12 protein-coding genes and 1 other annotated feature (1 of these 13 only partly in view) are annotated in these 13,092 nt (G+C 43.0%); of the genes, 2 read left to right on the top strand and 10 right to left on the bottom strand.

The annotated features are described in order from the left end of the window. Positions 1-84 (bottom strand) — a binding site (T-box leader); it reaches 146 nt to the left of the window's first position. Between the two features lie 168 nt (positions 85-252). Then, positions 253-441 (top strand): hypothetical protein, encoded by a 189-nt coding sequence (locus MHH40_RS16780; protein ID WP_003216497.1) that lies wholly within the window; start codon positions 253-255, stop codon positions 439-441. Between the two features lie 34 nt (positions 442-475). Here the strand turns inward: MHH40_RS16780 and ysxE are convergent, their stop codons facing one another. The 8 genes from ysxE to hemA all read right to left on the bottom strand — a co-directional run bounded on the left by ysxE (position 476) and on the right by hemA (position 9,377). Next, positions 476-1,507, bottom strand: a complete 1,032-nt coding sequence (gene ysxE, locus MHH40_RS16775; RefSeq protein WP_050943646.1) for a spore coat protein YsxE — start codon at positions 1,505-1,507, stop codon at positions 476-478. Positions 1,508-1,544: 37 nt separating this feature from the next. Then, positions 1,545-2,795, bottom strand: a complete 1,251-nt coding sequence (locus MHH40_RS16770; protein WP_050943645.1) for a LysM peptidoglycan-binding domain-containing protein — start codon at positions 2,793-2,795, stop codon at positions 1,545-1,547. 323 nt (positions 2,796-3,118) lie between these two features. Continuing rightward, complete coding sequence (gene hemL, locus MHH40_RS16765) at positions 3,119-4,411, bottom strand: glutamate-1-semialdehyde 2,1-aminomutase (RefSeq protein ID WP_003216796.1); 1,293 nt, start codon at positions 4,409-4,411, stop codon at positions 3,119-3,121. Between the two features lie 27 nt (positions 4,412-4,438). Then, a complete protein-coding gene (gene hemB, locus MHH40_RS16760) occupies positions 4,439-5,410 on the bottom strand; it encodes a porphobilinogen synthase (protein WP_050943644.1) in 972 nt (323 codons plus the stop codon). Further along, positions 5,407-6,198, bottom strand: coding sequence for a uroporphyrinogen-III synthase (locus tag MHH40_RS16755; RefSeq protein WP_050943643.1), 792 nt, complete (start codon positions 6,196-6,198; stop codon positions 5,407-5,409). The genes hemB and MHH40_RS16755 overlap by 4 nt, the downstream gene beginning before the upstream one ends. Beyond that, positions 6,195-7,130 (bottom strand): hydroxymethylbilane synthase, encoded by a 936-nt coding sequence (gene hemC, locus MHH40_RS16750; RefSeq protein ID WP_050943642.1) that lies wholly within the window; start codon positions 7,128-7,130, stop codon positions 6,195-6,197. Before hemC ends, MHH40_RS16755 begins: the two co-directional genes overlap by 4 nt. A 41-nt stretch (positions 7,131-7,171) precedes the next feature. Further along, positions 7,172-8,002 carry a cytochrome c biogenesis protein gene (locus MHH40_RS16745; RefSeq protein ID WP_050943641.1) on the bottom strand — a complete coding sequence of 277 codons (831 nt, stop codon included), beginning with the start codon at positions 8,000-8,002 and terminating at the stop codon, positions 7,172-7,174. A gap of 7 nt (positions 8,003-8,009) precedes the next feature. Then, entirely contained in the window at positions 8,010-9,377 is a 1,368-nt protein-coding gene (gene hemA, locus MHH40_RS16740) for a glutamyl-tRNA reductase (RefSeq protein WP_050943640.1), read from the bottom strand. A gap of 242 nt (positions 9,378-9,619) precedes the next feature. Here hemA and MHH40_RS16735 point away from each other — a divergent pair, with 242 nt between their 5' ends. Continuing rightward, a complete protein-coding gene (locus tag MHH40_RS16735; RefSeq protein WP_044139987.1) occupies positions 9,620-10,105 on the top strand; it encodes a hypothetical protein in 486 nt (161 codons plus the stop codon). Between the two features lie 43 nt (positions 10,106-10,148). On the opposite strand, the gene yihA is transcribed toward MHH40_RS16735, so the two are convergent. After that, complete coding sequence (gene yihA / locus MHH40_RS16730) at positions 10,149-10,736, bottom strand: ribosome biogenesis GTP-binding protein YihA/YsxC (protein ID WP_050943639.1); 588 nt, start codon at positions 10,734-10,736, stop codon at positions 10,149-10,151. After that, complete coding sequence (gene lon, locus MHH40_RS16725; RefSeq protein ID WP_003216539.1) at positions 10,733-13,057, bottom strand: endopeptidase La; 2,325 nt, start codon at positions 13,055-13,057, stop codon at positions 10,733-10,735. Before lon ends, yihA begins: the two co-directional genes overlap by 4 nt. Positions 13,058-13,092 lie beyond the last annotated feature (35 nt).

Here is a 13,092-nt window from a genome sequence, read left to right as displayed (position 1 = left end):
CAAGTGCATCCTAGGAAACCTTTCAGCTCATGGTCTCCCTCTCTTTAGGGTCTTGCTTGTACTCTTCCTGATCCACGCTTACGATATATCACGTTCATCAGCACATACTCATCTTTTATTTATATTACTAAATGCCTTTTGTTTTCGTCAATCATCTTTTCCGCTTTTCTTCTTCTTTATACAAATTGGGCAAGCACCCTTTTCCTCTTTGCCCATATGATAATAACAAAATGAAGAAGGAGGGCGTTTGCTTTGAAAAAGATCAATCCTTACACACTTCCCCCCTGGCTGAGACAAATTCGGGCAGTGGCCTCCCAAGTCGTTCTCCCGATTGCGATATTTCAAGGGTTTCGTACGATCATTTTCCCCACAACATTTGACGTCCTCATCCTAGGTATTCTCATTTTTCTCGCCTGCGCCTTTCACCTTGATTGGTTTTAGAGACTCGCGCTTATGTACACACAAAATAACCTCGTCATTCCGCTGATGACGAGGCACTTTGTTCTTCTTCAAGCCGTCTAGCCTGCTCAATCTCGTGAATCTTCATGACGGTCGGCTCTGAATTTTTCATCTGCCAATACGCTCTTAACAGCTGTTGACAGCTTTCCATCTCATCCTGCCCGCCTGCTTCATAGGTTTTAACTGTATCAAACAGACCTTGTGGATAAGCAAGGTAACTAAGAAACAAATGAAGCTCTTCCTCCCGAAGAGGATTTCCTTTTTGGTACGTATAAAACAAGGAAGTGCATTCAGGACAAGACGTGGGATAGGTTTTGAATGTCCGATAGTAAAAGGTCAGAAGGTCATAAATGGGGGCGGCTTTTTTTGACCGCTCAAAATTGGTGAAATGTCCTGTACCCACATCATTATACAAAAAGTGATGAATCGACAGCTGCCCATGATTTAACACAACACGTGTTGTTTCTTTATCTTTCATTTCTTCATGCCAGTCTTCTAGTCGTTCGAGGGCAAATTCGCTGGCAGACATCGCCTCTGAAAAATACATCGCAGCAGCCAGTTCAAATGGCGACATATACCAAGTTTGCTCTGCCCGCTCTATGAATCGTTCATACATGTCTTTCTCTGTTTCCCATTTGGTCTTGATTTGTGTGTAGTGCGCTTCGATCTCTTGCTCTGTGATATCCATCATCACTTCAGTCCGCTTATGAAGTCTTGCAATCTCTTGAAATAAATATTCATGTTTATCGTCCTGCTCTTCTCTCTTTTCATTCGTCAGCCAAGGCATGAGATAGTATGCGTACTGGCTTTCACGATGACTTGAGAAAAAAGAACCGCTCTTCGTCCGATAAATCGGCACAAAAGAGCGATAGCCCTTTGATTCTAGTTCAAGCATTTGCTCTGTAAACTGCATATGCCTGTTGGCTTTTACTCGCTTTAAGGCAAATACGCCCTGCTTTGTATATACTTTGACGACAGCAGGACTGACAGGTTCAACGTATTCCGCCTCAAGCCCGTATTCGTATAGGACAGATTGGATCTCATCCACGTTCACTCACCACATTTTCTCGATCGGTCATCTCTTGTTAGGCATTGCTTTTTTGATATTCAGGAATATAAAGAATCTGCCCTTCTTCAAGCTCCGCATCCACCGATAATGAGTTTGTGCGAAGAAGCTGCTGCACATTCAACTGATATCGCTCACAAATACGATCGACCGTATCTTCTTGCTGAACTATACATATTTTCATGCGAGAAAAATCTTCCTCCTCCTGCTTAGCAAACAGCTTTGTTAAATAAAGAGAGTTTTCACTGCCAGACGTTTCTCTCACATCTTCTTCAAACTCCTCTTCTTCTTGAGCTGACTCATATACTTTTGGCGCTTCTCGTTCATATAACCGTCCGAGCTGGTACGTGTCATCCTGCGCCTCTTGCTCCTCTTCCACGTGATAAGCCGGTGATTCAAATACTGGATACGGCTGAACCGTTTCTTCCAGCTCTTCAGCTGCTTCGGGATCTTTTCTCACTTCCACCTCAAAGAATGTATCCTCCCGTTTCTCTTCTTCTAAGAGCTTAGGCGGTTCAAAAAATGGTGGTTCTTGCACCTGAGCTTCTGGTAAGGAGCGATAACCAAGCACCACTTCTTCTTGGCTCTCCGATTCTTCCAGTTCTTCGGTTTCTTCTTCCCTACTCATCAGCTCTATCTCAATTTCTTCTTCCTGCTTTTCTTCTTCGGCGCGCGTGTCATGCTGTAATACAGCCTGATCCTCATCAATCTCACGTTCATAGCCTTGTAGCTCTTCTTGCTCTTCATCTTCTGGCTGCAGCTGATAATCGTAGGTCACGTCGCCATATTCTTCTTCAGAACGATGAACAAATTCATACGGCTCCTCTACAGGCGCTTGAGGCATTTCCTCGTCTAATAGACCCTCAATCGCCAGATCAGCTTGAATGGTGAGCAAACGATTTTCTGTCAGCTGGTAATCAAACGCATCAATAAACACAAACACATCATTTAAATGACTGATTTTGTTTTTAGGAATCGTGATATCGACTGGGAATTGATGCAGAAGCTCCGCCGTCCCGTCTTCTCTGACCTTCACCTCATCAGCTTCTCTGTATGATGCATAGGAACTCAATTCACCCAATAGCTCCTCTTGATTTATGTTGTATTCTCCTGTTAGCTCGAGTGAACCTCTAATCGAAACATAATCATTCACTTCTTGAACGAGAATGTCAGGATCGAGAGAAATAGACAGCAGCTCACTGACTTCCTGTCCGCTTTTGAAATAGATGGATTCTTCTACTGAAAACTGTAATCGATTGTTTTGAGACAAGTCGGTGTCCTCCTTTCATCTAATCCTTCAAAATAAAATTAGATGTCAATACAGATGTATGTGAGAGGCAATGAAAATATGATTGGTTTTCAGCAACACAAAAAAGCCGATATGTCTCCATATCGGCGCAGCGTGTAGACAAACCCTCGCATTCGTTGTCAGTCCTGCGCGCAGGTGCTCACGAATATCAATTCGCTCCGCTCCTGTGCTCGACCTTCCTAGACTTCAAAGGTTTTCAATTCACGCTGAAAGGAAGAACACAAGGCTGAAAGCAAGCCTTGTGTCATGATCAAAAGCCGATATGTTTCCATATCGGCTTTCGTTTATCGACGTAGTTTTTGAAATACTTTTTCCACTGTCTCAATCGTATATTCGATGTCTTCATCTGTGTGAGCTGTTGACAGGAATAGTCCTTCGAATTGAGAAGGGGGAAGGAAGATGCCGTGGTCGGCCATTTCCTTGTAAAATTCAGCAAATAAAGCGAGATCAGCTGTTTTGGCTTTGTCATAATTGACCACTTCTTCATTTGTAAAGAAGAATCCAATCATCGAACCCGCACGGTTAAACGTTAATGGAATTCCATGTGCTTTCGCCGCATTTGAAATGCCTTCTTCCAGCCGGTCTCCTTTTCGTCTAAACTCTTCATAAGACTCAGGTGTCAGCTGTTTTAAGGTTTCTAAGCCTGCTGTCATCGCAAGTGGGTTACCAGATAACGTTCCTGCTTGATAAATTGGACCGCTTGGCGCAATTTGTCTCATAATATCCGCTCTTCCGCCATAAGCGCCGACCGGAAGACCGCCTCCGATCACTTTACCAAGACACGTCAGATCAGGTGTGATGCCAAAGTAGCCTTGCGCGCAGTGATAATCCACACGGAAGCCGGTCATGACCTCATCAAAAATGAGTAAAGCTCCGTATTGCTCTGTGATGTCTCTCAGCCCTTGTAAGAAACCGTCTTGCGGAGGGACAACCCCCATATTTCCTGCAACCGGCTCGACAATGACACCTGCAATATCGTCTCCAAATTCCTGAAAGGCAACTTGAATGCTTTCTAAATCATTGTAGGGCACTGTGATCGTGTTGCTTGCAGTTCCTTCAGGTACCCCTGGGCTATCTGGAAGCCCTAGCGTTGCGACACCTGAACCTGCTTTAATGAGCAAAGAATCACCGTGGCCATGATAGCAGCCTTCAAATTTCACAATTTTATTTCTGCCTGTAAAGCCTCGAGCCAGACGAAGTGCACTCATGGTTGCCTCTGTACCAGAGCTGACCATACGAATGACTTCGATAGAAGGAACCCGCTCTGATACAAGCTTAGCTAATTCATTTTCAACTAATGTCGAAGCACCAAAGCTTGTCCCCTTTTCTGCCACTCGCTGAATGCTTTCAACCACACGGTCATTCGTATGACCTAAAATAAGCGGTCCCCACGATAAGACATAATCGATGTATTCATTTCCATCAATATCATAGATTTTGGCGCCTTTGCCTCGTTCCATAAAAATCGGATCTGTGTTCACTGATTTAAATGCACGTACAGGGCTGTTGACACCACCAGGCATTAAATGCTGCGCTTCTTCAAATGCTTGCTTTGATTTTTCATAGCTACGTCCCATTTCAACGTCCTCCTGTCTATCCGTTCTTTATTCTGAGAGCCATTTTGCTGCATCTTTTGCATGATACGTAATGATGAGTTCTGCTCCTGCACGTTTCATGCTTGTCAGCATTTCAAGAACAAGCTCTTTTTCAGAAATCCACCCATTTTGAGCAGCGGCTTTGACCATTGCATATTCTCCGCTCACATTGTAAGCAACAATAGGGAGTGTAAATTCATTTTTCACATCACGCATAATGTCTAAATAAGAAAGAGATGGTTTCACAATGAGGAAGTCAGCTCCCTCTTCTACGTCAGATTGCGCTTCTCTTAGTGCCTCTAAACGGTTTGCAGGGTCCATTTGGTATGTTTTACGATCTCCAAACTGCGGTGTGCTATGCGCCGCGTCACGAAACGGACCGTAAAACGCACTTGCATATTTCACAGCATATGACATGACAGGTACATGAATAAAGCCAGCTTCATCAAGCGCCTCACGAATGGCAATAACAAATCCATCCATCATATTAGAAGGAGCAATGATATCTGCACCTGCGCGCGCTTGGCTAACAGCAGTTTTCGCTAATAGCTGAAGAGATTCATCATTTAAAATTTCTCCATCTTCAACGATTCCGCAGTGTCCGTGATCTGTATATTGGCATAAGCAAGTGTCTGCAATGACCACAAGCTCTGGGAAATGCTTTTTGATCTCAAGCGTTGCTCTTTGAACAATGCCATGATCGTGATACGCTTCACTGCCCACATGGTCTTTATGATCTGGAACACCAAATACAATAATTGATTTGATGCCTAGGTCGACAAGCTCTTGGACTTCTTCTTTTACAAGGTCCACTGAAATGTGATAAACACCCGGCATTGAAGGGACTTCTTTTCGGACATTTTCTCCCTCTACAAAAAAGATCGGATAAATGAAATCAGATGGTCTTAAAAAGGTTTCTCTGACTAATTCTCTCATTCCTGCACTTGTCCGCAGTCTGCGGTGTCTGTTAAATTTCATCATTGGTTCAACTTCCTTTCAGATAAACGGCACATCAATTCAAGCATTCCGTCTATCGTATAAATATCTGGGGTTTCAGAAGAAATCCCGTATTGAAGCAGCGCCTCTTTTGTCAGAGGACCGATCGTCACAAAACAGGTGTCAGAAGCAGCTAGCTTCGCTGCACCTGCCTCCATGGCATGCATAAATGAATGGACAGTGGATGAGCTCGTAAATGTAATAAAATCAAATGATTGCTTCGTCATTGCCGTTTTGAGAGCGGCAATTCCTTCCTCATCCTTGACCGTTTCATATAAAATCCATTCCTTTACTTCTATGCCAAGTGGAACAAGCGTTTTCTTCACGACATCTCGAGACAGGTGTCCTTTTGCTACAAACACACGCTCTCCCGGACGCACATGGTCAAGCAGCGCATCTGCGAGCTCTTCCGCTATGAATCGTTCTGGTACGACATCCACCTTCAAGCCGTGCTGCTCAAGATAGGCAGAGGTTTTCTCACCTACCGCAGCCACTTTCAAATGGGATAAACTCTTATGTAAATGATGGTCTTCTATGTAGCTCAGAAAAAAAGACGCCCCATTTACACTCGTGAAAACAAGCCATTGGCTATTTTCTAAGTCCTTTAAAAAGGCCTGCGCTTTTTCATTTGTGAGCGTAGGCTCAAACCGAATAAGAGAGGTTAAAACAGCATGGCCGTTCAGCTCTTCGATCTTCTGCTGAAACACACCCGCTTGACGTTCATTTCGAGTGACAAGCACCGTCTGTCCGTGAAGCGATTGGCCTATGGTCATTGGGAGGACAGATCCTTTTTCACCTTGTCGATTAAATCCTTTGCTCCCTTATCAGCCATCTGCTTCGCACATGCTGTTCCAATTGCCTCAGGGTCATAGCCTGATACAGTTTCTCGAATAATCGTGTGTCCGTCAGCAGATGCCACAAGACCCGTCAGTTCAATTTCATCGCGCTCATTTATCGTTGCATAGCCAGCGATCGGTACCTGACAGCTGCCATCCATTTGTTTGAGGAAGGCTCGTTCAGCGAGAACCGTTTTCTTTGTGTATTCATTCGTAAATTGAGCGAGGAGCTGCAATAGCTCTTCATCATCTCCGCGGCACTCAATTGACAAAGCGCCTTGGCCAACTGCGGGCAGGCAAGTCTCAGGAGATAAAAATTCAGACACGACCTCTTTGCTCCAGCCCATTCTGGACAGACCGGCAGCCGCTAGAATAATGGCATCATATTCTTCATTTTTCAACTTTTCCAATCGTGTATCAATGTTTCCTCGAATCCATTTAATGTTCAGATCTGGTCTTTCCTGAAGAAGCTGGGCACTGCGCCGTAAGCTGCTCGTTCCCACAATAGCACCATTCGGCAGCTCGTGAAGACGCAGATGATCCTTCGATATAAGAGCGTCCCTTACATCTTCACGCTCAGGAATACAGCCAATGACTAATCCTTCAGGAAGAGCAGCCGGCATATCCTTCATACTGTGAACGGCCATATCGATGTCGTGATTTAGCATCGCCTGTTCAATTTCTTTGACAAACAGTCCTTTTCCGCCAACCTTTGATAAGGTCACATCTAAAATTTGATCACCCTTTGTCACAATCTCTTTTATTTCAAAAGAATAAGAAGGGTTTAGTTCAGACAGCTTTTGAATGACCCATTTTGTTTGTGTAATTGCAAGCTTACTTCTTCTAGAACCTACTTTAATTGTACGCAATTCGTCTTCCTCCCGACAATGCCCTTAAGACTCATCATTATTTATTGAAACCAATGAAAGGTTGATAAGCTACCAAGCAGAAAATAATTGATCATCAGCACAAGGAATGAACCGACATTCCACAGTGCCACGACTTTGCCCTGCATATTTCTCACCAATCTGATATATAAGTAAACACCATATAAAAACAGCATAATAAACGAACCAAGCACCTTTGTATCTGTCCAGTACAACGTATCATACGAAATATATGCCCAAATGATGCCAAGAATCAAACTAAGTAAGAGCATCGGCACGCCAATAATGTTTAATACGTATGCCATATGATCAAGCTTCGATAAATCTTCAATTCTTAGAAGCCATTTTCCCCATTTTTTCTTTTTCAGCAAACGATATTGAAAGAGATAGAGAAGAGAGAAAGCAAATGAAAGTGAAAAGGCACCGTATGATAAAATCGCCATCGTAATATGGATCACTAGCAATTCACTCGTCAGCTTCCCCGTTAGTTCTGCTGAGTGGAGATCCGATGGTGTAAAGGTGTGAATCGCCATCAAGGAAAAACCGATGACATTTGTAAAAAAGACGATAAATTCAACACGCAGTACTTTTGTGAGAACAAGTGAAAGTGTCACAAGCACCCACGTATAAAAATATAACCCCTCTGCTACATTCAACACAGGGAATCGGTCTGTTTCCATCATAATATAGAACATGTAGACTGTTTGCAGCAGCCAGACAATAGAAAGCAACCAGAAAGCCATTTTTCCAGCCTTCCGGTTGTGTTGAAGAAAATCTATGAAATAGAACAAGACACTTAGTGCATAGATCAAGGTCGTCGCTTCGCCTAGTCTCGCTACAATGGATTCCATCATCGCTTAATCACTCACTGGCAACTGTAGCAAGGCCTTGTGCCATATTTGGTTTAAACAGCTGAAATGACCCTTGCTCCACCTGCATCGGCTCCGCCCTTTGCTCTTCATCTTCAACCTGTAAATCAAAGATTTCTTTGAAGAGTAAAAGTTTTTCCTCTGCATTCGGCTCCGCGGCAATTTCTTTTGCCTTTAAGATAGGATCTTTCAGCATTTGATTGATAATGCTTTTCGTATGTTTATTTAATAGCTTCATTTCACGATGTGTGAGATTCGGAAGCTTTCGCTCAATACTCTGCATCGTATCCGCTTGAATCGTCAGCGCCTTTTCTCTAAGTGCAGAAATGACAGGAACCACACCAAGCGTATTCAGCCATTGCTTAAATTCCACAATTTCTGCTTCAATGAGGAGCTCAACCTGCTCAGCCACCGCACGGCGTTCTTTTAAGTTAGCTGCCACGATGCCCTCAAGATCATCAATGTCATACAAAAAAGCACCTTCTACTTCAGAAATGGCTGGATCTAAATCACGAGGGACAGCAATATCCACCATAAATAGAGGTCTGCCCTTCCGCTTTTTATTCGCACTTTCGACCATTTCTTTTGTAATGACAAATTGTTTCGCACCAGTGGAACTAATTAAAATGTCTGCTTCGGATAATGTTTTTTCCAATTGGTTTAAGCTTTTAGGCTCTCCTGAAAAACGGCCCGCCAATTCTTTTGCTTTCTCATACGTTCGATTGATAACCGTTACTTGACCAATCCCTTGACCTTGAAGGTTTTGAGCCGCTAGTTCGCCCATTTTACCCGCACCAAGAATCAGGACATGTTTATCAGAAAGACGTCCAAAGATTTTTTTCGCAAGCTCGACAGCTGCATAGCTGACAGACACGGCATTAGACGCAATGTCTGTTTCCGCATGAGAGCGTTTTGCAACGGTGACCGCCTGTTTGAATAAATAATTGAAAACGGTACCAATGGTCTTCTCCTCTTGAGCTACTTTAAAGCTAGAGCGCACTTGACCAAGTATTTGTGTTTCGCCAATCACCATGGAATCAAGTCCACAGGCCACACGGAATAAATGCTCGACCGCTCCATCATTTTCATAGAACTTCAAATACGGCGAGACATCTTCCTTTTCTAAACCGAACCAATCAGCTAAAAATCTTTTTATATAAAACCGTCCAGTATGAAGCTGATCTACCACTGCGTAGATCTCTGTTCGATTACATGTTGAGATGACGATATTCTCTAGAATGCTTTTTTCTTCTTTAAGCTTGGACATCGCTGTTCCGAGCTCGCTCGGTTCAAAGCTCAGCTGTTCCCGTATCTCAACAGGGGCTGTTTTATAATCTAAACCCACAACAAGAATATGCATAACTTCAGCTTGCACCCCCAACGCCCTGTCTAATTTATAATAATTACAATATAGAATTTATTATTTATAGTGATTATAACATATATTCATTTTTAACTGGATGAAAATTGTGAACAGATTTCAAAAATGTTGTGATATAGTAGAAAAATGTTCGACACCCATTATGCCATATCATCACTTCAAGCAATTTACCAGATTTGGCGCGTGCGGACAAATGATCTGCTTAAAAGAAGGTGACATCTTTGAAGAAGAAATCCATTTTGCTACCGCTCACTTTGCTGGCTGTAGCGCTATATGCCATTCTCTCAGGAGGTCAATTTGACATTTGGAAGGATCAAGAGAAATGGTATACACTCGTACTGCTTTTTGGCCTTGCTTTCTTATATCAAGGAAAGAAGGAGCAAGAAAGCGCTCATGTGTTTATCGGTATGCTGATGACGGGCCTTTCGCTACACTTTATTCTTCAGCCAAAATTGGACTACTGGCCAGACACATTTACGATGATCGTATTCATCGTTGGACTTGCTCTTTTTGTGAAATCATCTCAGAAAAAAGAATATCGTATTGAAAGTGTTGTTCTCATTGCACTCGGTCTGTTCCTTTATTTCTTTCAGCAAATTACAAAGCAGCTAAGTTCCCTTTCGATCCCTACTTCCGGTTTTGAATTGTACTGGCCTTATGTACTGATTGCTGTCAGTCTCCTCTTATTATTTTTAAAAAGGAAATAACTTATACAATAAAAAGGCATCTGCTCATGACAGATGCCTTTTTTTAGTTATTAATCTTCGCAAGGATGGCATTCCAGGCTTCGTCTTTTCCCTTTTTTGTTTCAGAAGAGAATAGGACTAGTTCATCTGATAGGGCAATGTCGAGTGTCTGTTTAACAACTTTCGCATGTTTTTCCCATTTGCCTTTTGGAATTTTGTCCGCCTTTGTTGCGATGACGATCACAGGAACGCCGTAATATTTCAGGAATTCATACATGTTCACATCATCTACTGATGGCTTATGACGCAGGTCCACAATTTGGACAACTGCTTTTAATTCTTCACGCATTGTAATATACGTTTCGATCATTCTACCCCAGGCTTCACGCTCTGTCTTTGATACTTTAGCAAAGCCGTAACCTGGAACGTCCACAAAATGGAGCATATCATTAATAATGTAGAAATTAAGCGTTTGAGTCTTACCTGGTTTAGAAGACGTACGTGCTAAATTTTTACGATTAATCAATGAGTTGATGAACGAGGACTTCCCAACATTTGATCGTCCAGCAAGAGCGATTTCAGGCAGTCCCCCGCTTGGGTACTGCTCTGGTTTTACCGCACTAATGACGATATCTGATTTTGTTACTTTCATCTTCCCTCTCCTACCAACGCTTTCTCAAGCACCTCATCTAAATGCGAGACCGGAATAAAGGTTAGTCCTTCTCTCACACTTTCAGGAATATCATCAATATCCTTCTCATTGTCCTTTGGAAGAATAATGGTTTTCAGTCCTGCACGATGTGCGCCTAATGCTTTTTCTTTTAGTCCGCCAATTGGAAGCACTCTTCCTCTTAACGTGATCTCTCCTGTCATACCAACCTCTTTTGACACAGGTCGTCCTGTGAGGGCTGATACAAGAGCCGTCGCAATGGTGATACCAGCTGATGGCCCGTCCTTTGGAACCGCACCCTCTGGAACATGGATATGAATATCATGCTTTTCATTAAAATTAGGATCAATGTTCAGTTCATCTGCTTTCGAACGAATATAACTGAATGCCGCCTGTGCAGATTCTCTCATGACATCACCAAGCTTACCTGTTAACAACAGCTTGCCTTTACCCGGAGAAAGTGATACCTCAATCGACAAGGTGTCTCCGCCAACAGTGGTATACGCAAGTCCTGTGACAACCCCCACTTGGTCTGTCGTTTCAGCCTGACCATAACGGTAAAGTCTTTTTCCGAGAAATTCAGATAAGTTCTTTTCCGTCACTGTGATGCGTTTGCGGTCTTCAGCCACAATCGCTCTTGCTGCTTTACGGCATATCGCCGCAAGCTGACGCTCTAATCCACGAACACCCGCTTCTCTTGTGTAATAGCGAATCGTATCATAAATCGCTGCTTCACGGAGCTGCAAGTTCCCTTTCTTTAATCCGTGCTCCTTTAGCTGCTTCGGCAGAAGGTGATCTTTCACAATTTCTGCTTTTTCAACCTCTGTATACCCTGCAATCGTGATAATCTCCATTCTATCACGAAGTGGACCTGGAATGGTTGCTAAATTGTTGGCAGTGGCAATAAATAGCACCTGAGACAAATCAAATGTTTCTTCAATATAGTGATCGCTGAAGTTATGATTTTGCTCTGGATCTAAGACTTCGAGCATCGCAGAAGATGGATCGCCTCTAAAATCAGAGGACATTTTATCAATTTCATCTAAAAGGAAGACCGGATTCATCGTTCCTGCCTTGCTCATTCCGCGAATGATACGGCCTGGCATCGCACCTACATACGTTCTTCTATGTCCACGAATCTCAGACTCATCACGCACACCGCCAAGGGAGATACGGATAAACTTTCGGTCAAGTGATTTGGCAATCGATTTGGCAAGTGACGTTTTCCCTACGCCAGGAGGTCCTGCTAAGCAAAGAATCGGTCCTTTTAATGAATTGGTCAGCTTCTGTACAGCAAGATATTCAAGCACCCGTTCTTTGACCTTTTCCAGCCCGTGATGCTCATCATCTAAAATTTCACTTGCAAGCTTTAAATCGAGACGATCTTCTGTATAGATGCCCCACGGGAGGCCGATCAGCCAATCAATATAATTTCGAATCACAGAGCTCTCAGCAGAGCTTGAAGGAATTTTTTCATAACGATTCAATTCTTTTAGCGCCGTTTCACGAACAGAATCCGGCATGCTCGACTCTTCGATTTTAGACATTAAAGAACTGACTTCGCCCGTTTTCCCTTCTTTGTCTCCAAGCTCCTTTTGAATGGCTTTCATTTGTTCACGTAAATAATATTCTTTTTGCGTCCGTTCCATTGAACGTTTCACGCGCTGCCCGATTTTCTTTTCAATCTCGAGCACTTCTTTTTCATTGTGAATTAAGCTGATGACCCGGTTCAGCCGTTTTTTGACATCTACTGTTTCCAGTACTTCTTGTTTGTCCTTTAATTTAAGCGGCAGGTGAGAAGCAACGATATCTGCCATTCTCCCCGGTTCTTCAATGTCCGTCACTGTTGCATATGTTTCAGCTGAGATTTTTTTTGAAATTTTTATGTATTGATCAAAGTGATCTAACAATGTACGCATGAGGGCTTCTGCTTCTGCGTCCTTTAATTCTTCTTCTGTCAATTCTTTAATGTCGACGGACGTATAGTCCTCCAGCTCGACATATGATTCGATCTGCGCTCGATTTAGGCCTTCAACGAGTACACGAATCGTTCCATTTGGCAGCTTCAGCATTTGTTTAATTTTTGTGTAGGTGCCGACTTTGAAAATTTCCTCTTCACCTGGTTCATCTATTGAAATTTCCCGCTGTGTAGCTAGAAAAATCATATGATCGTTCATCATCGCCTGTTCTAATGCTTGAACAGACTTTTCGCGTCCAACGTCCAAATGCAAGACCATTGTTGGATAAACAAGCAAACCTCGCAATGGAAGGAGCGGAACATTCTTTTTGATTTCATCTGCCATGTTGATTGACACCTCCGTCACTAGTATGAATCATT

The sequence above is a fragment of the Bacillus sp. FSL K6-2431 genome (assembly GCF_038005165.1).
GTDB lineage: Bacteria > Bacillota > Bacilli > Bacillales > Bacillaceae > Bacillus > Bacillus pumilus.
The sequence above is the reverse complement of the archived record's forward strand: the minus strand, read 5'-3'. Positions and strand labels throughout refer to the sequence as shown.

Bases quoted from the DNA above. Each gene is read 5' to 3' on its own strand.
- hemL (WP_003216796.1), bottom strand. From the start codon at position 4,411: ATGGGACGTAGCTATGAAAAATCAAAGCAAGCATTTGAAGAAGCGCAG.
- hemB (WP_050943644.1), bottom strand. From the start codon at position 5,410: ATGATGAAATTTAACAGACACCGCAGACTGCGGACAAGTGCAGGAATG.
- MHH40_RS16755 (WP_050943643.1), bottom strand. From the start codon at position 6,198: ATGACCATAGGCCAATCGCTTCACGGACAGACGGTGCTTGTCACTCGA.
- MHH40_RS16745 (WP_050943641.1), bottom strand. From the start codon at position 8,002: ATGATGGAATCCATTGTAGCGAGACTAGGCGAAGCGACGACCTTGATC.
- hemA (WP_050943640.1), bottom strand. From the start codon at position 9,377: ATGCATATTCTTGTTGTGGGTTTAGATTATAAAACAGCCCCTGTTGAG.
- yihA (WP_050943639.1), bottom strand. From the start codon at position 10,736: ATGAAAGTAACAAAATCAGATATCGTCATTAGTGCGGTAAAACCAGAG.
- lon (WP_003216539.1), bottom strand. From the start codon at position 13,057: ATGGCAGATGAAATCAAAAAGAATGTTCCGCTCCTTCCATTGCGAGGT.